This window comes from Bradyrhizobium erythrophlei, from assembly GCF_042430365.1.
In the GTDB taxonomy this organism is placed as follows: domain Bacteria; phylum Pseudomonadota; class Alphaproteobacteria; order Rhizobiales; family Xanthobacteraceae; genus Bradyrhizobium; species Bradyrhizobium erythrophlei.
In genome coordinates this window covers 165403-185163 of the sequence record NZ_JBHMET010000229.1, presented here as the reverse complement: position 1 = coordinate 185163, position 19761 = coordinate 165403, and the positions used below count along the sequence as shown (strand labels likewise).

Genomic DNA, 19761 nt, shown 5'->3' with positions numbered 1-19761 from the left:
CCACTCTAAGGCTCGAAAATGTGTGAATCGGATAGCGGTCTCGCCGGGGAGAGCACGAAATAAGCCGTAAAACCATCGCGCAGGGAAAGCCGGGATTGATCCGGTTACACCTGTGGTCCTACCTCCCGAGCTTTCCTTTGCTCGGGACCCATGGGTGCAATCGGCACCCGGCTTTCCCTGCGTCCTCTGTTCAATGAGAGGGCGGAACGACCTGCAAGACTCGGGCAGATTGTGCCGCGAGAAGGTGGATATATGTCTTGCTTCATTGCGAGCGGAGCGAAGCAATCCATATGTCCGCTTGCGGAGACATGGATTGCTTCGTCGCTATCGCTCCTCGCAATGACGCGGACAGAGCCGCGCATTCGTTGCTCCACCCGTCGCCCGCGCGACGGCATCGCCCATCGCGAAACCGGAACACATTGCCGCCCGCCCCGGATTTTCGTACACCGTGGACACAATGACCTCCTCCCTCTCTCCCGATTCCGTCGACGTGCTGCTGTTCGATATCGGCCGCGTCGTGCTCGACATCCGTTTCGACAAGGTGATGGCGAAGTGGGCCGGCGATGCCGGCTGCGCGCCGGACGAGCTCGCCAGGCGCTTCGTCGTCGACGACAGTTTTAGGCATCACGAGACCGGCAGGATCGACGACGCGACCTTCTTTGCGAACCTGCGCCGGTCGCTCGGCATCGGCCTCAGCGACGCGCAGCTACTCGAAGGCTGGAATGCGCTGTTCACCGGCGAAATGCCCGGCATCGCGCCGCTGCTCGCAGGCGCCGCGGCGCGGCTGCCGCTCTATGCCTTCTCCAACACCAACCCCGCCCATGTCGCACACTTCACCGCTGAATATGCCGATCTGCTCTGCCACTTCAAAAAGGTCTTCCTGTCCTCGACGATCGGCTTGAGAAAGCCCGACGCCGCGGCCTATGATCACGTGGTCCAAGCGATTGGCGTGCCGGCGTCGCGGATCCTGTTCTTCGACGACCTGACCGCCAATATCGAGGGCGCGCGGGCGCGCGGCCTTCGTGCCATCCACGTGACATCGACGGATGACGTGGCGATGGCACTCACTGCACTCGAGATTTCACCAGGCTAGGAGTTGCCCGTGGCCTTGATGCCGGTTGCCGATGCGTTGTCTGCCGTCCTTGCGGGCGCCAAGCCGCTGCCCGAGGAAATGGTGGCGCTCGATGCCGCCTATCATCGTACGCTGTCGCGCGACATCGCGGCACGGCGCACCCAGCCGCCGCTGGCGATGTCGGCCATGGACGGCTACGCGGTGCGCGCCGAAGACGCGTCCGATTTGTCGGCGCGGCTGAAGGTGATCGGCGAGGTCGCAGCCGGCCGGCCGTTCGAGCGGACGGTCGGTGCCGGCGAGGCCGTGCGTATCTTCACCGGCGGCGTGATCCCCGCCGGCGCCGACGCCGTCATCATCCAGGAAGACACCAGGGTCGACGGCGACCATATCTCGATCACCGAGGCGGCCGCCACGGGACGGCATATCCGCCCCGCCGGGGTCGACTTCCGCGAGGGCGACGTGCTGCTGGCCGCGGGCGACCGCCTCTCCGACCGTGCGCTCTCGCTCGCGGCGGCCATGAACTATCCCGAGCTGCCGGTGCGTCGCCGGCCGCGGGTCGCGGTGCTCGCGACCGGCGACGAGTTGGTGACGCCGGGATCGAGCCCCGGTCCCGGCCAGATCGTCTACTCCAACGGCTACGCGCTGCGGGCGCTCGCCCGCGCGGAAGGTGCCGAGACGGTCGACCTCGGGATCGCCGGCGACACGGTCGCTGCAACCTCGGCCGGCATCCGCCAGGCACGCGACAGCGGCGCGGACATCCTGGTCACCATCGGCGGCGCGTCAGTCGGCGACCACGATCTCGTCAAGCGGTCACTGGAAGCCGAGGGCGTCCAGATGGCGTTCTGGCAGATCGCGATGCGGCCGGGCAAGCCGATGATGCACGGGCGGCTGGGTGCGATGCGGGTGATCGGCCTGCCCGGCAATCCGGTGTCGTCCTATGTCTGCGCCTTCCTGTTCCTGGTGCCGTTGATTCGCGCGCTGAGCGGCCGCAAGGCTACGCAGCATGTCCGCGAGAGCGCCCTGCTCGGCCGCGCGCTGGCCGCCAACGACCAGCGCGAGGACTATCTGCGCGCGCGGCTGGAGGAGCGCGAGGACGGCACGCTGATTGCGACCCCGGTTACCCAGCAGGACAGCTCGTTGCTCGGGAATCTCGCTGCGGCGCGGGCACTTGTGATCCGTCCGCCGTTCGCGCCCGCGGCCGCCGAAGGCGCCGCATGCGAGATCCTGATGCTGCCGGAATGACGCGCCGCGGCCGCGTTGCAGCGGCGAAGCTTGTCGCGTTCACCTGAAATTAAGTGGTTGCGGAACACATATCGAACATATAGTGTCCGTTCATGATTTGTTTCGAGTACTGGTGTCTACAATCGGGAGTCCACCGGGGAGCCACGCCCTCCCGAGGTCAGGCTTCCTGAAGTCTCGGAATCGAACGACGCTATCAACCGGGGGAATACTCGAGATGCTCACGCGCAAACAGTACGAACTTCTGCGTTTCATCAATGAACGTCTGAAAGAGGCCGGCGTGCCGCCCTCCTTCGACGAGATGAAGGATGCGCTCGACCTGCGCTCGAAATCCGGTATCCACCGCCTCATCACCGCGCTGGAAGAACGCGGCTTCATCCGCCGCCTGCCCAACCGCGCCCGCGCCATCGAGGTCATCAAGCTGCCCGAGCTCGCGGCCGGCGCTGGCAATGGCCGCCGCGGCTTCACGCCGAGCGTCATCGAGGGCACGCTCGGCAAGCGGTCCTCGAGCCCGTCGATATCAGCCGAGGACGACGGCAACCGTCCGGTCGCCGTGCCCGTGATGGGCCGGATCGCGGCCGGTACGCCGATCGAGGCGCTGCAGACCCGCAGCCACACCATCAGCGTGCCGCCCGACATGCTCGGCGCGGGCGAGCACTACGCGCTGGAAGTGCGCGGCGATTCCATGGTCGATGCCGGCATCCTCGACGGCGATATGGCCTTGATCCAGCGCAACGACACCGCCAACACCGGCGATATCGTGGTGGCGCTGATCGACGAGGAGGAAGCGACCCTGAAGCGTTTCCGCCGCCGCGGCGCATCGATCGCGCTCGAGCCAGCCAATACGGCCTATGAAGTGCGCATCCTGCCGCCGAACCGGGTGCGGATCCAGGGCAAGCTGATCGGGCTGTATCGCAAGTACTGACGGCGGCGCGGTCTGATGGCTGAGGCCTGGCCCTGATCCTCGCCGGACCAGGCTCCAGCTTTTTTTCGTACGCGCACGAAATGCGGGCGCGCAGTCCTTGCGAAAACGCGGCGCGCACAAACATCAATAGTGGACTGCGCTGCGTTGCTCCCGTCAGCGCGCCCCGATACCTCCCGGCGTGCTGTAGCGTGTTTGTGATCGGAGGCCGGCGCAGCCAGTCGTACAATCGCCCAGAAACGGGAAGAAACTCGTTCGTCATCGTCCACTCTGATAGAGGCCAGCGCCTCGAGGAGAGGCACGGGTCGCTATCTCGAACCGAGGAGCTATCCGATGTGTGACTATAGTCTGCACGCGGTGCAATCGCGTCCCGCCGTGGTTGGAGAGACGCTGATCACCACGACATTCCGCGGCACCTCGACCCGCGGCTTCGCTTCGGAGAAAGATCCCGCCGTCGCGGTCTGCATGCTGCCGGGCACCGAGCTCGCCTTCGCCGACAACGTTCGCTACGACAGCCGGTGGATCTGGACCAAGACGATCGGCTACCGGGTCGGCGTGTTCAACGAGGTCGAGCCCGACGTACCCGACCGCCATCATGACGCGGTCGAATTCCCCGATGGCAGCCACGTGCTCGTGACCCAGCTTTGCGAAGGGCAGCGGGTGACGATCCTGCAGCTACCCGCGCTGCATCCGCCCGTCGAGCAAAAGCCCAAGGTCGCGGAAGCCAGGCCTTCCGTATTCGCATCGCTGTTTTTGGGTTGAGAGCATCGTAGCTGCAGCCCGAGCCCCGCGCGCGGTCCTGCGGCGCGTGACTTGAACGATTTCAAGGGCCCCGGAACCCTGTTCCGGGGCTGATGGGGTATTTGCGTCCGACGACGCCTTGGCGCATCATTGCTCCCGACAAGTCCGACTGAGGACGTGATCGGTGGTCGACAAGGTCACATGGCAAAGGGCTGGACGCGTCACGGAGCCGGGCCGCTACATGTTCCGGTTCGGCTGGCTCACGATCACGCCTGACGATCTGAAGATCTGGCAGCAATATCCGGATGCCGCCTTCACCCTCGTCAAACTGCCGGGCGGCGGGCCCGACTCCGACGAGTACCATCTCGGCGCCTTCGAGTTGCCGACCGCCCCCTCACCCGACCAGCATTGGTCGTCGCTCTGAAGATCGACCTCAGCCGGAGTCGCGTCGACCGCGGGCCGGGCCGTGACGGCGGGTGTGCGCAGCACGGACTCGGCCTCGCCGTCGCCGGGAACCGCCGGCGACCACGGCCGATCAATCCCGCCCGGCTTGACCGCATCCACGACGAACCCGTCGCGGCCGCGCCGCAGCGTCAGCGCGCCGTGGCGGCGCAGCCGGTCGGCATCGACCACGCCGGCCGCGCAACCCTGCGGCACCGGCCGCGCGGTCACGATCAGCGCCGCTCGTTCGCAATCGTCCGCCAGCGCCTCGGGCCGCAGCGCCAGGGCAACGAAGCCGCCGCCGACGCCCTGGGTGACGCAGCCGCTGCCGTCGCAGGAGACCCCATCCGCGAGCGAGGCATCGGTTGCCGTCCGCGCATCGGCATCCGCCGCCAGCCACTCCTTGACGAGGAACGCGTCCTTGCCGCCCCGCATCAGATGCAGCCGCCCGTCGCCGCCGCGCACGGCGACGTCGCGGCCGTCGGCGGAGATCAGAATATCCGGCTGCGGCGCCCTCACCGCCCAGACCGTCGCCACCACCAGCACCGCAGCCCCCGACCAGCGCAGCGGCGTCCGCAACAGCCCGAGCAGGATGATGCCCGCGCTCGCCACGATCAGCGGGCCGGTGCCGAACGCCGCCATGCGGCCGACCGCGCCCGGCAGGGCTGCGACCCATTGGGTGACAGCGATCATCCAGTCGATGCCGAACCCCATCATGACCCAGAACACGCTGTCGAAGCCGAACGGCATCGCAAGCAGCCCGAACATGCCCGCCGGCATCACCAGCGCCGAGACCACCGGCATCGCCGCAAGGTTGGCAAGCAGCCCATAGGGCGTGACGCGGTGGAAGTGGAACGCGGCATAGGGCGTCGTCGCAAGCCCCGCCACCAGCGAGGCCAGCACCAACATCGAGATCTCGCGCCCGCCCCACAGCGCGATGCGTGCGGTCGTGGAATGATCGGGCGACGCCAACAGGTTCGGCATCCCGATCTGCACCAGCGCCACCAGCCCGAGCGTCGCCGCGAACGACATCTGGAAGCTCGGGTGCACCAGCGCTTCCGGCGCGACCGCGAGCACGATAAGCGCGGCCACCGCGAGCGCGCGGAAGGTGATCGCGCGGCGGTCGACGATGACGGCGATCAGCACCACCGCCGTCATGAAAAACGACCGCTGGGTCGCAACCTCGGCGCCCGACAGCAGCAGATAGAATGCGGCGGCGACAAGCGCTGCCGCAGCCGACCATTTCTTGATCGGATGGCCGACGGTCAGCGCCGGGAACAACGCGAGCAGCGCACGCACCGCGAAGAACACCGCACCCGCCACGTCCGCCATATGGTAGCCGGAGATCGACAGCACATGGCCAAGCCCGGAGATGAACATCGCGTCGTTGACGGGCGTGGAGATCGCGTCGCGCCGTCCGGTCAAGAGCGCGGTCGCGATCGCCCGTTGATCGCCGTCGAGCGTGGCGCGGATGCGCGCGTCGATGGCGTCGCGCAGGCCCTGCATGAAGGCAGCGTAGCGCAAGCCAAAGCCGCCGCTCGCCGGCGGCTCCTTCGCCTTGATTGCCCCCATCACGAAGCCGGAGGCGCCGATGCCCTGGAAGTAGAGATCGCGGCTGAAGTCGTAGGAGCCCGGACGCTGCGGGGTGAGCGGCGGCAGCAGCCGGGCCTTCAGTTCGACGAAGCTGCCGACCTCGGGCGCAGTCCCCTTCTTGACCGAGAGCCGGACGCGCTCGAGCCTGATCGTGTCGCGCTGGCTTTCCATCGTGACCACGCGCAACACGAAGCGGTCGGTCTTCTCGCGGATGTCGCGCGTCTCGACAAAGCCGGTCAACGCCACCGAGAACATCGGCCGCGCCAGCACGCCATGGGCCATGCGCGCCGTCTTCCAGGTCGCAATCGCAAAGCCGGCCGCGACCGCCGCCACCAGGAGGATGGCCGGAAGGACCTTCTGCCGCCGCAGCAGGACCGCCAGCGCACATAGTGCGATCGCGACCGTGGCCGCGACCGACAGCACGGGCTCATGGTCAGCGGCGAAGTAAAGCGCGACGCCGGTGCCGAACGCGACCGGCACCCACGGCAACAGCCGCCCGGCGCCGGCCTCTGCGCGGGCCCATTGCTGCAGCGTCTCGACGAACGGCGGCAGGACACTGATCCATGCCGGCAGGTAGCCGCCGGCGGGGACGGCGGCGCGCGGCGGCCACGTCCCGGCGTAGCCGCGTTTGCCGCCCGGCGTCGCGCCCTGCTCCGCCATTCCTCGCCTTGCGATCCCTGTCGGGACGCGAAGCTACCGGAACGTGTTATGGGGCCGCTAGCGGAACAGATGCGGAATGTGGAGGAAACGGTGCGCCGGCCGCTGCGGGCCCGATTGCGCCGAAAGTCGCATAAGGCGGCACTCCGTTGAGGATTAGACTGCGGCTGCGCGTCGGTTCCCCGGGAGAGGGTGACCGACGCAATTTGTGGCTCGCGGTGGGAAATCCGCTGGAGCTCTTCTCAGGCGGCTCGGAGCATCCTCGAGCATCCCTGAGACCAGGTGTTGCGCACGCAACTCGCACTCACGCCCGTAGCGTCGCGCAGCAGGCCCCTTCGCGAGCGAATGGATCGCTGAAACGCGAGGAAACAGCTTAAATTGATAGGAGCAGCACATGGCAATTCAAATACCGCGTGATTTTCGCCGCGTGATTGTGGCTGCGTCGGTAGGAAACGTTATCGAATGGTATGATTTCTATATCTTTGGCAGCCTGGCCGCAGTTCTGTCGGTCAAATTTTTCGAGCAATCCCACCCCGTCGCCGCCCTGTTGAGCACGATCGCGCTGTTCACCGCGGGCTTCCTGATCCGTCCGTTGGGAGCATTCCTGTTCGGATGGATGGGCGATCGGGTTGGCCGCAAATACACGTTCCTCATCACGCTCAGTGGAATGGGATTGGGGACGGGAGCAATTGGATTGATTCCGACCTACCAGTCGATCGGCCTCACCGCCGCTTTCGTCCTGTTCGGCCTGCGCATGATCCAGGGACTGTGCCTGGGCGGTGAATATGGCGGCGCCATCACCTATGTTGCCGAGCACGTGCCAGACGACAGGCGCGGCTACTACACCGGCTGGCTGCAGACCTCGCCGACACTGGGAATCGTGGTCTCGCTCGGCGTGATCGTCCTGACCCGGACCTGGGCCGGCAACAAGGCCTTCGACGAATGGGCCTGGCGGGTACCATTCCTGGTGTCGTTCCTGCTGGTGGCTATCGCCATCTACATCCGCCTGCAACTCCAGGAGACGCCGATTTTCCAGGAGATCAAGGCGCGCGGTCAGATGACCAGGAACCCTTGGAAGGAGGCATTCCTAAGCTCGAACGTGAAATTCATCCTGATCGCGATCGTGGTCCTGATCGGACAGGGCGTGGTCTGGTACAGCGGGCAGTTCTGGGCGCTGTACTTCCTGCAACAGGTGTCCAAGGTCGAGCCCGTGACCTCGGCCTACATCGTGGGAACGGCATTGCTGATTGCAACGCCGAGCCTGATCTTCTTTGGCTGGCTGTCGGACCAGATCGGCCGCAAGCCGGTGATCCTTGGCGGCATGCTGCTTGCCGCAATCACGTACTATCCGCTGTATCTGTGGCTGGGAACGGTCACTCAGCCCGGGAGCATCAATTATCCGGTCGCCGTCTTCATCATCTTCATCCTGGTTTGCTACGTCGGGATGGTCTACGGGCCGGTCGGTGCATTCCTGGCGGAGTTCTTTCCCGGCAGGATCAGATACACGTCAGTGTCGGTGCCGTATCACATCGGCAATGGCTGGGGCGGCGGACTGGTGCCGTTCGTCACGTCGGCCGCTTTCGCGGCGACCGGTAGCATCGGCTACGCGCTGATTTACCCGATTGCGGTGCCTGCGGTCTGCTTCGTGCTCGCCATGTTCCTGATGCCGGAGACGCGCAAGATCAGCATCTGGCAGCCGATCGAACCGAGAACCGCATCGTAAGGCGATCATACTGCTGCAGGGGCCATCAGCCCCTGCAGCAGTATTCCGGCCGCTGTAGACGGCGGTCAGACCGAGTGCGCGGCCCAAATCCTTCAGCCGGCTCGGTGATGCCAGCGGTCGTGCCACCACGTCGTGAAGTCACGATCCGTCGTCAGCTCCCAGCAAGCAAGCAGGATCACCAGTATACCCGACGCAACACTGTTTGCCGTGGCGGAGGCCTGCTCGTAGCCGACCGTCCAGGGGACCAGCACGAGAGCCAAGCCGACCAGCATCTCTCCCCATTCCTCCAGATAGGATGGAATGACGAATGCTTCGACCGCAAACAGTATGACGCCCAGCCCGAGCGCGATGGTCAGCCAGAGGGCCGCCCCGGAAAATCCCAGGATCAGCGGCGACACGACCAGCCACACGCCTACCAACAGACTGACAGCGTCCTGCCAGTGTTGAATGCGCATGATGCTCACCTCCCTCTGTCCTGCATATGGTGAGCCGCCGCAGGAAAGGGATACCTCGGGCCTGCGATGTGTTGCCGCTCTTGCGACGAGCAGAGCTGCCCCCCCCCCGGCCGGCTACCCCGGAAGCGCTCTTGCAAGTAAGGCACGGCAGGATGCACACTACGCGCGCTGACAAGGTGTCAACGTCTACGGCCCTCGGCCCAACTGGAATTCGCGGTTGCGGTGAGAACGAGAGGAGGATGACGCCATGCGGGAAACCGAAATCCACAATTATGCGCGGCAGCTGCTGGAAGCACATGGTGCCAAGGCCATTGCGGAAGCTGCCCAGAACGCCATCGAGCTCGAGGCCAAAGGCGAGGCCGAACTGGCCAAAACCTGGCGGCACATCGAAGACGCGATGAAGCTCATGCGCGGGCCGCACCAAAGCTGAGGCCACCGGCGCCGCAGCGCAGAACGTGGAGCAGGATCGGTCGAAGCCGCTTGGTCGCGGCTGAACGGTAGCACGACCTCCAGGATGCGGCTCTCCATGACAGGAGTGAAGCCATGTTTCCGAATTGTGCGACGGCCCAAGATCTCGTGAAGGCGATCAAGGACGAGAAGGTGCAGATGATCGATCTGCGCTTCACCGACTTGCCCGGGGTGTGGCAACACTTTTCCGTCCCGCCGAGTGCAGCGAGCGCCGATGCTTTGAGCGAAGGCATAGGCTTTGACGGTTCATCGATCCGCGGTTTCCAGGAGATCCAGGAAAGCGACATGCTGGTCGTCCCGGATCCGAGCACAGCGTTCCTCGACCCGTACTCCCCGGCATCGACCCTGGTCCTGATCTGCAACATTCGGGACCCTGTGACCGGTCAATCCTACAGCCGCGACGCCCGCTACATCGCCCAAAAAGCTGAAACCTACCTGAAGGGAACCGGCAGCGCCGATACGAGCTATTTCGGCCCGGAAGCGGAGTTCTTCGTGTTCGACGACGTGCGCTACGGACAGGGCATCAATTTCGCCTTCCACGAAATCGATTCCAGCGAAGGCAGCTGGAACACGGGCAAGGAGGAAGAGCCCAATCTGGCCCACAAGCCGCGCCCGAAGGAGGGATACTTTCCCGTTCCTCCAACCGACAGCATGCAGGCTCTCCGCACCGAAATGGTGCTGACCATGGAACAGCTGGGCATCCCAATCGAAGCCCATCACCATGAAGTCGCGACCGGCGGCCAGAACGAAATCGACATGCGCTTCACCACGCTCACGCGCATGGCGGACAATCTGATGATGTACAAATACGTGGTGAAGAACACCGCCCGCCAGCGCGGCATGACCGCAACGTTCATGCCGAAGCCGCTGTTCGAGGACAACGCCTCGGGGATGCACGTTCACCAGTCGCTATGGAAGGGTGAGACCAATCTGTTCTACGACAGGGGCGACTACGCCGAGTTGAGCCAGCTCGGCCGCTACTACATCGGCGGCCTCCTAACCCACGCCTGGGCATTGTGTGCGCTTTGCGCCCCTACCACGAACTCCTATCGGCGCCTGGTGCCAGGCTACGAGGCTCCCATCAATCTGGTCTATTCCCAGCGCAACCGCTCGGCCTGCTGTCGGATTCCGATGTATTCGCCAAATCCGAAGGCGAAGCGCGTTGAGTTTCGCTCGCCAGACCCCTCCTGCAATCCCTACCTGGCTTTTGCCGCGATGCTGATGGCCGGCCTGGACGGAATCAACAACCGGATCGATCCGGGCAGCCCGATCGACAAGAACCTCTATGACCTGCCGCCCGCGGAGGCGAAGGACGTGAAGTCGACACCGGGATCGCTCGATCAGGCGCTCGATGCGCTCGAGCGCGATCACGCCTTTCTGCTCCGCGGCGACGTGTTCACCGGCGACGTGATCGAGACCTGGCTCGACTACAAGCGGAAGAAGGAGGTGGATCCAATCCGGCTGCGGCCTCATCCCTACGAGTTCCACCTGTACTACGACATCTAGCGGCGAACGCGTCCGCCAAGGCGTGATGCCGCCGGGCGACGATCGGAGGCGGTGGGCATCTCCGGGAATGCCGCAGTCGTACTACCTTGGTCCCTCCTCCCGATATGTGGCGCTGTGGATACGATGCTCCACATGCGGACCAGGCAGATCGAGGGCGACCTGGCCGCACCCCTCATAGCAGCTCTCCCTGACTGCGGGGACCGTCGGTCCTCGCATTTTTGTTGCCTGATGCCGTCGCGTGCGCGTGGTGCCCGCTAGATCAGCGGCGTTTGCGAGGAGACATGATGGCAGCCGATCCTCCAGTCACCGTCCTCGCGCACGATCACCCAGGTGATCTTCACGGCAAGCGTCGACGCTTCGCCGTCGAGGAAGAACGACGCGATGGCGGCCATGTTGACGAGATCGGCGTTCACTTGCTCCGCCCTCACCTCGCTGAACTGGACACGCGGCGCGCTCCAGCGCGGCAGCGCACTGAAGTAGGCCTTCACACCGTCGCGGCCACGGTAGAGGGTCGGGTTCGAGCCGAAGAAGAACGCGCTCTTCGAATACAGCGCGGCAAGCGCATCCGCGTCGAGCGTCTTGAAGCGCGCGGACCACTTGCCGATGATGCCTGAGGCGATCTCCTCGGCTTCGCTTGGCATCGATCGCCCCCATTCATTGCCCGCGCTGATGCGGCCTAGGCTTTTCCGCCGACTTCCTTGGCGAAGGTGTCGCGCAAGCCGATGGTGCGGTTGAACACGAGCTTGTCTGCCGTCGAATCCGGATCGCGAACGAAATAGCCCTGCCGCTCGAACTGCATCGCTTCGGTCGCGTTGCTCTCGGCGATCGCCGGCTCGACCCGCGCGTCCGTCAGCACTTCCAGCGACTGCGGATTGAGGTCGGCGGCAAAGTAGGTGGCGCTCGGGTTCGGATTGGAGAACAGCTGATTGTAGATGCGGATCTCCGCGGGCTTCGACTGCGCCGCCGGCAGCCAGTGCATGGTCGCCTTCACCTTGCGGCCATCGGGCGCGTTGCCGCCCCTGGTCAGCGGATCGTAGGTGCAGCGGAGCTCGACGATCTCGCCGGATGCGTCCTTCACCACATCAGTGCACTTGATGAAATAGGCGTAGCGCAGCCGCACCTCGTTGCCGGGCGAAAGGCGGAAGAACTTCTTCGGCGGGTTCTCCATGAAGTCGTCGCGCTCGATATAGAGCTCGCGGCCGAAGGCGATCTTGCGGGTGCCGGCCTCGGGATTGTCGGGATGGTTGATCGCCTCGATCTCCTCGACCTGCCCTTCCGGATAGTTCTCGATCACGACCTTGAGCGGCCGCAGCACCGCCATGCGGCGGAGCGCGGTGCGGTTCAGCTCCTCGCGGATGCAGAACTCGAGCATTCCGACATCGACCACGCTGTTGGCCTTGGCCACGCCGATGCGCTTGACGAATTCGCGCACGGCCGCCGGCGGTACGCCGCGGCGCTTCAGGCCGGCGATCGTTGGCATGCGCGGATCGTCCCACCCCGAGACATGACCGTCGCGCACAAGCTGGGTCAGCACGCGCTTGGACAGCAGTGTGTAGGTCAGGTTCAGCCGCGCGAACTCATACTGGTGCGGCTTCGACGGCACCGGCAGCTTGTCGAGCAGCCAATCGTAAAGCGGCCGGTGATCCTCGAACTCGAGCGTGCAGATCGAGTGCGTGATGCCTTCGATCGCATCCGACTGGCCGTGGGCGTAGTCGTAGCTCGGATAGATCGACCATTTGTCGCCGGTGCGCGGGTGATGGGCATGCAGGATCCGATACAGCACGGGATCGCGCAGGTTGATGTTGCCGGCGGCCATGTCGATCTTGGCCCGCAGCACGCGGGCGCCGTTCCCGAATTCGCCGGCCTTCATGCGGCGGAACAGGTCGAGGTTCTCCTCGACCGAGCGGTCGCGGAACGGCGAGTTCTTGCCCGGCTCGGTCAGCGTGCCGCGCGAGACGCGAATCTCCTCCTGCGACTGGTCGTCGACATAGGCGTAGCCGGCCTTGATCAGGCCCTCGGCCCACTCGTACAGGCGCTCGAAGTAATCCGAAGCGAAATAGAGGTTGGTTCCCCAGTCATAGCCGAGCCAGCGGACGTCGGCCTGGATCGAGTCGATATATTCCTGCTCCTCCTTGGTCGGGTTGGTGTCATCGAAGCGCAGATGACAGCGCCCGGCGAACTCCTGCGCGATGCCGAAATTCAGGGCAATCGACTTGGCATGGCCGATGTGCAGGTAACCGTTCGGCTCCGGCGGGAAGCGCGTCACGATCTGGCTGTGCCTGTGGGAGGAGAGATCGGCCTGGACGATGTCGCGAATGAAGTCGCGCCCTGCCTCTGCCGTCGCCGTGTCAGTCGTCATCAAAGGGTTCCCTGGAGGGTTCAAGCGGACCTTCTGCCAAATTCGCCGGATTGAGCCAAGCCCGCTTTGGCAGGCCGGCCGAGTAACCGAGGCTTTAGTTATGCCTGGTTCCTGCTATACACCACCGCCGTTCCCGCATACGCCTCGCCCAATCATGACCGATTCCATCGTCACCCGCTTCGCCCCCTCACCGACCGGCTTCCTCCATATCGGGGGAGCCCGCACCGCGCTGTTCAACTGGCTCTACGCCAAGAAACACGGCGGCAAGATGCTGCTCCGGATCGAGGACACCGACCGCGAGCGCTCGACCAAGGAGGCGATCGACGCCATCCTGGACGGGCTGAGGTGGCTCGAGCTCGATTGGGACGGCGACGTCATCTACCAGTTCAGCCGCGCCGCCCGCCATCGCGAGGTGGCCGAGAGCCTGCTCGCCGCAGGGCGGGCCTATCGCTGTTACGCGACGCCGGAGGAACTGGCGGCGATGCGCGAGAAGGCGCGCGCTGAGGGTCGCACCCGCCTCTATGACGGAATGTGGCGCGATCGCGATCCCTCCACAGCTCCGGCCGGCGTCAAGCCGACCATCCGCCTCAAGGCGCCTCAGACCGGCGAGACCGTGATCGAGGACCAAGTCCAGGGCCGCGTGGTGTGGCAGAACGAGAACCTCGACGATCTCGTGCTGCTGCGTGGCGACGGCACGCCAACCTACATGCTCGCGGTCGTGGTCGACGACCACGACATGGGCGTCACGCATGTCATCCGCGGCGACGATCATCTGATCAATGCCGCGCGCCAGAAGCAGATTTACGACGCGCTGGACTGGGCCATCCCCAGCATGTCCCATATCCCGCTGATCCACGGCCCCGACGGCTCGAAGCTGTCGAAGCGCCATGGCGCGCTCGGCGTCGACGCCTATCGCGCCTTGGGCTATCTGCCCACCGCGTTGCGCAACTATCTCGTCAGGCTCGGCTGGAGCCACGGCGATCAGGAAATCTTCTCGACGCAGGAGATGATCGATGCCTTCGACCTGTCGGGCATCGGCCGCTCCGCGGCACGGTTCGATTTCGCCAAGCTGGAGAACCTCAACGGCCACTATATCCGTCAGAGCGACGATCAGGCCCTCGTGACCCAGTTCGAGAGCGTGCTCGACTACGTCCCCGAGGGGGCGGCACTCAAGGCCAAGCTCAACGACACCACGCGCGCCCAATTGCTGCGGGCAATGCCGAGCCTGAAGGAGCGCGCCAAGACGCTGATCGAGCTGATCAGCGGTGCCTATTTCATCTTCGCCGACCGCCCGCTCGAACTCGACCCGAAGGCGGCCGCGCTGCTGACGCCGGAGACGCGCGCGCTGATCGGCAGGCTCCGCGCAGCGCTCGAAACCGTGAACGACTGGTCCGCGGAAACCACCGAAACCGCGATGCGGAATTTTGCCGAGCAGAACAATCTGAAGCTCGGCGCCGTGGCCCAGCCGCTACGGGTGGCGCTGACGGGACGCACGACATCGCCGGGTATTTTCGACGTTCTGGCGGTCCTGGGACGCCAGGAATGCCTCGCCCGGCTCGCCGATCAGGCGGGCGGCTGACCCTGCATGGACCCCTCCCAGGGTCCATCTTGCAGCGCACATTGCAATAAGCTACGCATCTTCGGACGCCTTCTACACAAGCCGTCCCACCCCGCCATGCGCCGCAAAACGGCGACCGGGCAAGGTCGGTTTTCGCAACGAATTCATCGGGGATATCACGATGGACGCAAAATCCAGCAAGACAGCCACACTCACCATTGGCAACAAGACCTATGATTTCCCGATCCTGAGCGGCACGGTTGGGCCTGATGTCATCGACATCGCCAAGCTCTACAGCCAGGCTGGGGTGTTCACCTACGACCCCGGGTTCACCTCGACGGGCAGCTGCCAGTCCAAGATCACCTATATCGACGGCGACGCCGGTGTGCTCGAATACCGCGGCTACCCGATCGAGCAGCTCGCCGAGCACGGCGACTTCCTCGAGACCTGCTATCTGCTGCTGTACGGGGAGCTTCCGACCCCGGCGCAGAAGAAGGATTTCGACTACCGCGTCACGCACCACACCATGGTGCACGAGCAGATGGCCCGGTTCTTCCAGGGCTTCCGCCGCGACGCCCACCCGATGGCGATCATGGTCGCCGCCGTCGGCGCGCTGGCCGCGTTCTATCATGACTCGACCGACATCAACGACCCGCGGCAGCGCATGATCGCCTCGATGCGGATGATCGCGAAGATCCCGACGCTGGCGGCGATGGCCTTCAAATACACCGTCGGCCAGCCCTTCGTGTATCCGAAGAACTCGCTGTCCTTCGCCGAGAACTTCCTCAACATGTGCTTCGCGGTGCCCTGCGAGGAGTACAGGATCAATCCGGTGCTGGCGGATGCACTGGACAAGATCTTCATCCTGCATGCCGACCACGAGCAGAACGCGTCAACCTCCACGGTGCGTATCGCCGGCTCGTCCGGCGCCAACCCGTTCGCCTGCATCGCGGCCGGCATCGCCTGCCTGTGGGGCCCGGCCCATGGCGGCGCCAACGAAGCGGCCCTGGCCATGCTGTCGTCGATCGGCACGGTCGACAAGATTCCCGAGTTCATCGCCAAGGTGAAGGACAAGAACAGCGAAGTCCGCCTGATGGGCTTCGGTCACCGCGTCTACAAGAACTATGATCCGCGCGCCAAGATCATGCAGAAGATGTGTCACGCTGTGCTGGCCGAGACCGGCCATGGCGATGACCCGATGCTGAAGGTCGCACTGGAGCTGGAGAAGATCGCGCTCAACGACCAGTACTTCATCGACCGCAAGCTCTACCCGAACGTCGACTTCTATTCGGGCATCACGCTGAAGGCGATGGGCTTCCCGACCTCGATGTTCACCGTGCTGTTCGCGGTCGCCCGCACCGTCGGCTGGATCAGCCAGTGGAGCGAGATGATCGAGGATCCTCAGCAGAAGATCGGCCGTCCGCGCCAGCTCTACACCGGCGTCGCGCGCCGCGATTACGTTCCGATCGAGAAGCGAAGGTAACAGGCGGAATTTAGCCTGCGAACCAAATGATCTCGCCCAAGGATCGGATATCCTTGGGCGAGATTTTTTTATGGAAGACTGCACAATCTGATGCACGCGGGAGGCCTCATGCTGACAGGAAGGGCTTTGAATCGTCGCCCGGCAAGACCCGCTATTTCTGCACGCAATGTGGATCGCATATCGTCGCCGCGCGCGATGGCCGAGATACAATCCTGCTGCGGATGGGCTGCCTCGAAACGCCGATCACCGATCGACCCAAGATGCATATCTGGCGCTCGGAGTGCGCGTCATGGTTCGACCCAAAGGACGAGTTGCCCGAGTGGCCGGAAGGCGCGCCGCCGAAGACCTAGGGCGCAGGCAGAATTCCCTCACGGCGCCATCAGTCGGGCTGACGCCGTTTTCGTTTGCCGCGCGCGACTTCGGTGGCGAGTGCATCAAGGCGCGGCAGCCAGAATGCGCGGAAGCGGTCGAGCCAGTCGTCGACCTCGCGCAGCCGTCCCGGCTCGACCGCGTAGATGCGCCGCGTCCCGTCGGCACGCACCGACGCGAAACCGGCATCCCGCAAAATCCGTAGCTGTTGCGACACCGCCGACTGGGTAATGCCGAATTCGCGCTGCACGACGACGACGATGTCGCCCGAACTGTGCTCGCCGGTCGCGAGCAGCTCCAGGATGCGCCGGCGGACGGGATCGCCCAGAATGTCGAAAGCGTGCATCGACCGCTAGCTCCCGCCGCCTGGCTCCGGCTCGCCGCAATAGAATGCCGTCGTGTTGGCGGCGGCCCTCTGTGCTGCAGCCTCGTCTGTGCCCGCCGCGATCGACGCCCTGCACCAGTCCGCGCCGCTCCGGCGCATGAAATCCTTGCCGTCATCAGAGGCAGGCCACGCCTCCGCCGCGGCGCGGTCGAATTGCCCAGCCGGACGCGCGGCAATGTAGAGGGCTAGCCCGATCAGGGCGAGATCCCAGCCGACGCCGACGGCGCCAGGCCCGTAGCGATCCCAGAAGTCGCCCTCGACAAGCGAGAGATGCTCGACCTCGAGGCGCGCCCCGCCAGTGCCATCATCCGTCAGCGTCACGGTGACCCAGCTGACGGTGTCGCGCGCTTCCCAAGTCACGGCGAGCCGGCGCGGCGGCTCGCAGATCGTGATTTCGCCGCCGGCCTGCCCCTCGAACTGGTAGCGGCCGCCTGGTCTCAGCTCGCCCGAAATGGGCAGGAACCAGCGCGGAATCCGCTCGGGATTGGTCAGCGCATCCCAGAGGTCCGCGATGTCGGTGTCGTAGCGGCGGGTCGCGATCACCGCCCGAGCCGGTTTGCCGTCGCGCTCCCTGACGGCGACTTCGCGAACGACGGCTCCGACATAGGCAACGGGATCGATCTTCATCGGCGGCTCCGGCATTTATATTAGATGCAGCTAATATTAGCGCAGCCTAATCCCATGACGCAAGCGGGACCGCTGCGGCCCGGTGTCGCCGCCCACGACGTCGTCATCGATCGACTAACCCGACCGCCGGCCCATGGTCGCCAGCACGATGTCGGCGGCACGCACGCTCGGCGGCTGGTTGCCGGTGGACATCTTCGCATCCAGCGTCGCGAACGCCTCGAGCTGCCGCTGGCGCGCGGACGAATCCGCAAGCACCTCGCCGAGCGCCTGAGCGAGATTCTCGGGCGTGCAGTCCTCCTGCAGGAACTCCGGAATGACCTCGCTGCCGATCACGAGATTGGCGAGGATCACCGACGATACCCTGATGGCGCGGCGCAGGATGAAGGCCTCCGCGGCACCGACCCGATAGGCCGTCACCATCGGGACACCTGCCAGCGCGAGCTCCAGCGTCACGGTGCCTGACTTCGCGAGCGCGGCACGGGCCAGGCGGAACGCCGCGCGCTTTTCGGCTTCGCCGACCGCAATCCGTGGCGCGATCGGCCAGGTTTTGACGCCCTCGCGGACGATCGCTTCGAGATGCGACATGGTCGGCAACACGAGCTCGAACTTGGTCCGATCGCTGAGCTGGCCGAGTGCCGCGCCGAACAGGGCAAGGTGATGCCTGATCTCGCTGCGGCGACTTCCCGGCAGCACCAGCACGACAGGCAGTTCGGCATCGCGCCACGCCTGTTCCTGCGCGTTCGGCCGGAGCGAAGCAAGCTGCTCGGTCAGGGGGTGACCGACATAGCTGCAGGGTGGCCCCTGCAGCTTGCGATATTCCTCCGGCTCGAACGGCAACAGCGCGAGCACATGGTCGACATAGCTTCGCATCGTCCGTGCCCGGCCCGGCCGCCACGCCCAGACCGACGGCGACACGTAGTCGACGATCGGGATCTTCGGATTGCGCGCGCGGACGCGACGGGCGACGCGGTGCGTGAAGTCGGGGCTGTCGATGATGACGAGCATGTCGGGCGCCTCGTCGAGCACCGCATCCGCAGTGAGCCGGATCAATCGCAGGATCTTCGGCAATTGCGTCACGACCGCAGCCAGGCCGATGATCGACAGCTCTTCGATCGGAAACAGCGACGAGATACCCTCGCGGGCCATCCCGCGGCCGCCGACACCGGAAAACTGCACGGCGTCGCCGAGCCGCTGGCGGAGCACCTTCATCAGCGCGGCTCCGAGCCGATCGCCGGACTCCTCGGTCGCAATCAAACAGATTTTCCGCTCCGCCGCGGCGACTGGACGCGGCGGCATCACGCCGGCAGCCCTTGGATGAAGAGGCCGGCCCTGTCGGCGGACTCGATCATCGCCTGCGCCTCGGCTGCAATGGTGTTGCCGGCGATCACTGCGATCCCCGCGATACCTGCCTTGGCTGCGCCCTCGACCGTCCGCGGCCCGATCGTCGGCAGATCGAAACGCAGGTCCTGCCCGCTCTTCGGCGCCTTCACCAGCACGCCGCGGCCGGCCTTGGCGCGGATGCGGCCCTCGGTGCGCAATCGCGCCACGCGCGCGAGCAGCCCGTCGGTGCCCTCGATGTCCTCGACCGCCACCACATGGCCGTCGATCACCACGGCGGCCTGGCCGATGTCGAACGGACCGAGCGCGCCCAGCACCGCGCGCCCTCGCGCGATGTCGACGATCGCACTGCCGTCGGGCGTTGTACGGGTGATGGCGCCCTCCGGCATCAAGAGATCAGGCGCAACGTCCTTGATGCCGACCATGCGAAATCCCTGCTGCTCGAGAATGCGGCCGACGCCGGATAGCAGGTGATCGTCACCGCCGCGAAACGCACGGATGACCGTTCCGAGAACGCGCAGCGTGCCCCAGTCGAGCCGGATTTCGGACAGCGCCGGGCGCACCAGCGTGCCGATGAAGATCAAGTCGCGACAGCCTTCCTCGCGGAACAGCCGCGTCGCGCGGCCAAGCTGGCCGACCGAGATCCAGCGATGGCGAAACCGCTCCGCGCGTGCGGCATCGCAGGCCCCGCGCAAGGCGAACAGCACCGGAGTGATGCCGCGGGCGACGAGCGAGTCCGCGACCGCGAAGGGCATCGCACCGCCACCGGCGATCACGCCGACCGGCGAGGAGATCGAAGGCACCGCTGACGTCATGCTGGCGGCC

Annotated in this window: 18 protein-coding genes; 10 read left to right on the top strand and 8 right to left on the bottom strand. The window is 65.3% G+C overall.

The genetic code is table 11. The features are described from left to right. Positions 1 to 457 precede the first annotated feature (457 nt). The 4 genes from ACFFWD_RS33325 (at position 458) to ACFFWD_RS33310 (ending at position 3995) form a co-directional block, all read left to right on the top strand. A complete protein-coding gene (locus tag ACFFWD_RS33325; RefSeq protein ID WP_376972730.1) occupies positions 458 to 1093 on the top strand; it encodes an HAD family hydrolase in 636 nt (211 codons plus the stop codon). A gap of 9 nt (positions 1094 to 1102) precedes the next feature. Further along, positions 1103 to 2314 carry a molybdopterin molybdotransferase MoeA gene (locus ACFFWD_RS33320; protein WP_376972728.1) on the top strand — a complete coding sequence of 404 codons (1212 nt, stop codon included), beginning with the start codon at positions 1103 to 1105 and terminating at the stop codon, positions 2312 to 2314. A 214-nt stretch (positions 2315 to 2528) separates the two neighbouring features. Beyond that, a complete protein-coding gene (gene lexA, locus ACFFWD_RS33315) occupies positions 2529 to 3236 on the top strand; it encodes a transcriptional repressor LexA (protein WP_376972726.1) in 708 nt (235 codons plus the stop codon). A gap of 330 nt (positions 3237 to 3566) precedes the next feature. Then, the gene (locus tag ACFFWD_RS33310) at positions 3567 to 3995 is read left to right on the top strand and encodes a hypothetical protein (protein ID WP_376972724.1); all 429 of its coding nucleotides are present in this window, start codon (positions 3567 to 3569) and stop codon (positions 3993 to 3995) included. Positions 3996 to 4211: 216 nt separating this feature from the next. On the opposite strand, the gene ACFFWD_RS33305 is transcribed toward ACFFWD_RS33310, so the two are convergent. Further along, a complete protein-coding gene (locus ACFFWD_RS33305) occupies positions 4212 to 6668 on the bottom strand; it encodes a ComEC/Rec2 family competence protein (RefSeq protein ID WP_376972722.1) in 2457 nt (818 codons plus the stop codon). Positions 6669 to 7059: 391 nt separating this feature from the next. Here ACFFWD_RS33305 and ACFFWD_RS33300 point away from each other — a divergent pair, with 391 nt between their 5' ends. Then, the gene (locus tag ACFFWD_RS33300; RefSeq protein ID WP_376972720.1) at positions 7060 to 8388 is read left to right on the top strand and encodes an MFS transporter; all 1329 of its coding nucleotides are present in this window, start codon (positions 7060 to 7062) and stop codon (positions 8386 to 8388) included. Between the two features lie 92 nt (positions 8389 to 8480). Here ACFFWD_RS33300 and ACFFWD_RS33295 read toward each other — a convergent pair whose 3' ends face one another. Next, positions 8481 to 8843 (bottom strand): SPW repeat protein, encoded by a 363-nt coding sequence (locus ACFFWD_RS33295; RefSeq protein WP_376972718.1) that lies wholly within the window; start codon positions 8841 to 8843, stop codon positions 8481 to 8483. 247 nt (positions 8844 to 9090) lie between these two features. Here ACFFWD_RS33295 and ACFFWD_RS33290 point away from each other — a divergent pair, with 247 nt between their 5' ends. Beyond that, on the top strand, positions 9091 to 9273 hold the full coding sequence (locus ACFFWD_RS33290; RefSeq protein WP_376972716.1) for a hypothetical protein: 183 nt from the start codon (positions 9091 to 9093) through the stop codon (positions 9271 to 9273). 113 nt (positions 9274 to 9386) lie between these two features. Continuing rightward, on the top strand, positions 9387 to 10817 hold the full coding sequence (glnA, locus tag ACFFWD_RS33285; RefSeq protein WP_376972714.1) for a type I glutamate--ammonia ligase: 1431 nt from the start codon (positions 9387 to 9389) through the stop codon (positions 10815 to 10817). Between the two features lie 254 nt (positions 10818 to 11071). Here the strand turns inward: glnA and ACFFWD_RS33280 are convergent, their stop codons facing one another. Together ACFFWD_RS33280 and ACFFWD_RS33275 are read right to left on the bottom strand one after the other, a co-directional pair. After that, complete coding sequence (locus tag ACFFWD_RS33280) at positions 11072 to 11458, bottom strand: YybH family protein (RefSeq protein ID WP_376972712.1); 387 nt, start codon at positions 11456 to 11458, stop codon at positions 11072 to 11074. 35 nt (positions 11459 to 11493) lie between these two features. Beyond that, the gene (locus ACFFWD_RS33275) at positions 11494 to 13176 is read right to left on the bottom strand and encodes a glutamine--tRNA ligase/YqeY domain fusion protein (RefSeq protein ID WP_376972710.1); all 1683 of its coding nucleotides are present in this window, start codon (positions 13174 to 13176) and stop codon (positions 11494 to 11496) included. Positions 13177 to 13330: 154 nt separating this feature from the next. Here ACFFWD_RS33275 and gltX point away from each other — a divergent pair, with 154 nt between their 5' ends. The 3 genes from gltX to ACFFWD_RS33260 all read left to right on the top strand — a co-directional run bounded on the left by gltX (position 13331) and on the right by ACFFWD_RS33260 (position 16567). Then, positions 13331 to 14755, top strand: a complete 1425-nt coding sequence (gltX, locus tag ACFFWD_RS33270; RefSeq protein WP_376972708.1) for a glutamate--tRNA ligase — start codon at positions 13331 to 13333, stop codon at positions 14753 to 14755. A 160-nt stretch (positions 14756 to 14915) separates the two neighbouring features. Continuing rightward, positions 14916 to 16217: a citrate synthase gene (gene gltA / locus ACFFWD_RS33265; protein ID WP_376972706.1), complete on the top strand. Its 1302-nt coding sequence runs from the start codon at positions 14916 to 14918 to the stop codon at positions 16215 to 16217. Between the two features lie 26 nt (positions 16218 to 16243). Beyond that, entirely contained in the window at positions 16244 to 16567 is a 324-nt protein-coding gene (locus tag ACFFWD_RS33260; protein WP_376972704.1) for a GFA family protein, read from the top strand. Between the two features lie 29 nt (positions 16568 to 16596). Here the strand turns inward: ACFFWD_RS33260 and ACFFWD_RS33255 are convergent, their stop codons facing one another. From ACFFWD_RS33255 to ACFFWD_RS33240, 4 genes are all read right to left on the bottom strand, one after another. Next, positions 16597 to 16932: an ArsR/SmtB family transcription factor gene (locus tag ACFFWD_RS33255; RefSeq protein WP_376972702.1), complete on the bottom strand. Its 336-nt coding sequence runs from the start codon at positions 16930 to 16932 to the stop codon at positions 16597 to 16599. Positions 16933 to 16938: 6 nt separating this feature from the next. Beyond that, positions 16939 to 17598, bottom strand: a complete 660-nt coding sequence (locus tag ACFFWD_RS33250; RefSeq protein WP_376972700.1) for an SRPBCC family protein — start codon at positions 17596 to 17598, stop codon at positions 16939 to 16941. Positions 17599 to 17712: 114 nt separating this feature from the next. Further along, positions 17713 to 18894: a lipid-A-disaccharide synthase gene (lpxB, locus tag ACFFWD_RS33245; protein ID WP_376972698.1), complete on the bottom strand. Its 1182-nt coding sequence runs from the start codon at positions 18892 to 18894 to the stop codon at positions 17713 to 17715. Beyond that, a complete protein-coding gene (locus tag ACFFWD_RS33240; RefSeq protein ID WP_376972696.1) occupies positions 18894 to 19751 on the bottom strand; it encodes an LpxI family protein in 858 nt (285 codons plus the stop codon). The genes lpxB and ACFFWD_RS33240 overlap by 1 nt, the downstream gene beginning before the upstream one ends. Positions 19752 to 19761: the final 10 nt, after the last annotated feature.

What these genes read in the sequence shown, in the direction of transcription:
- ACFFWD_RS33260 (WP_376972704.1), top strand. Translation starts at nt 16,244, where the DNA reads ATGATCTCGCCCAAGGATCGGATATCCTTGGGCGAGATTTTTTTATGG.
- gltX (WP_376972708.1), top strand. Translation starts at nt 13,331, where the DNA reads ATGACCGATTCCATCGTCACCCGCTTCGCCCCCTCACCGACCGGCTTC.
- ACFFWD_RS33305 (WP_376972722.1), bottom strand. Translation starts at nt 6,668, where the DNA reads ATGGCGGAGCAGGGCGCGACGCCGGGCGGCAAACGCGGCTACGCCGGG.
- ACFFWD_RS33290 (WP_376972716.1), top strand. Translation starts at nt 9,091, where the DNA reads ATGCGGGAAACCGAAATCCACAATTATGCGCGGCAGCTGCTGGAAGCA.
- glnA (WP_376972714.1), top strand. Translation starts at nt 9,387, where the DNA reads ATGTTTCCGAATTGTGCGACGGCCCAAGATCTCGTGAAGGCGATCAAG.
- lexA (WP_376972726.1), top strand. Translation starts at nt 2,529, where the DNA reads ATGCTCACGCGCAAACAGTACGAACTTCTGCGTTTCATCAATGAACGT.
- lpxB (WP_376972698.1), bottom strand. Translation starts at nt 18,894, where the DNA reads ATGCCGCCGCGTCCAGTCGCCGCGGCGGAGCGGAAAATCTGTTTGATT.
- ACFFWD_RS33295 (WP_376972718.1), bottom strand. Translation starts at nt 8,843, where the DNA reads ATGCGCATTCAACACTGGCAGGACGCTGTCAGTCTGTTGGTAGGCGTG.
- ACFFWD_RS33255 (WP_376972702.1), bottom strand. Translation starts at nt 16,932, where the DNA reads ATGCACGCTTTCGACATTCTGGGCGATCCCGTCCGCCGGCGCATCCTG.
- ACFFWD_RS33300 (WP_376972720.1), top strand. Translation starts at nt 7,060, where the DNA reads ATGGCAATTCAAATACCGCGTGATTTTCGCCGCGTGATTGTGGCTGCG.
- ACFFWD_RS33275 (WP_376972710.1), bottom strand. Translation starts at nt 13,176, where the DNA reads ATGACGACTGACACGGCGACGGCAGAGGCAGGGCGCGACTTCATTCGC.
- ACFFWD_RS33310 (WP_376972724.1), top strand. Translation starts at nt 3,567, where the DNA reads ATGTGTGACTATAGTCTGCACGCGGTGCAATCGCGTCCCGCCGTGGTT.
- ACFFWD_RS33240 (WP_376972696.1), bottom strand. Translation starts at nt 19,751, where the DNA reads ATGACGTCAGCGGTGCCTTCGATCTCCTCGCCGGTCGGCGTGATCGCC.
- ACFFWD_RS33280 (WP_376972712.1), bottom strand. Translation starts at nt 11,458, where the DNA reads ATGCCAAGCGAAGCCGAGGAGATCGCCTCAGGCATCATCGGCAAGTGG.
- ACFFWD_RS33250 (WP_376972700.1), bottom strand. Translation starts at nt 17,598, where the DNA reads ATGAAGATCGATCCCGTTGCCTATGTCGGAGCCGTCGTTCGCGAAGTC.
- gltA (WP_376972706.1), top strand. Translation starts at nt 14,916, where the DNA reads ATGGACGCAAAATCCAGCAAGACAGCCACACTCACCATTGGCAACAAG.
- ACFFWD_RS33325 (WP_376972730.1), top strand. Translation starts at nt 458, where the DNA reads ATGACCTCCTCCCTCTCTCCCGATTCCGTCGACGTGCTGCTGTTCGAT.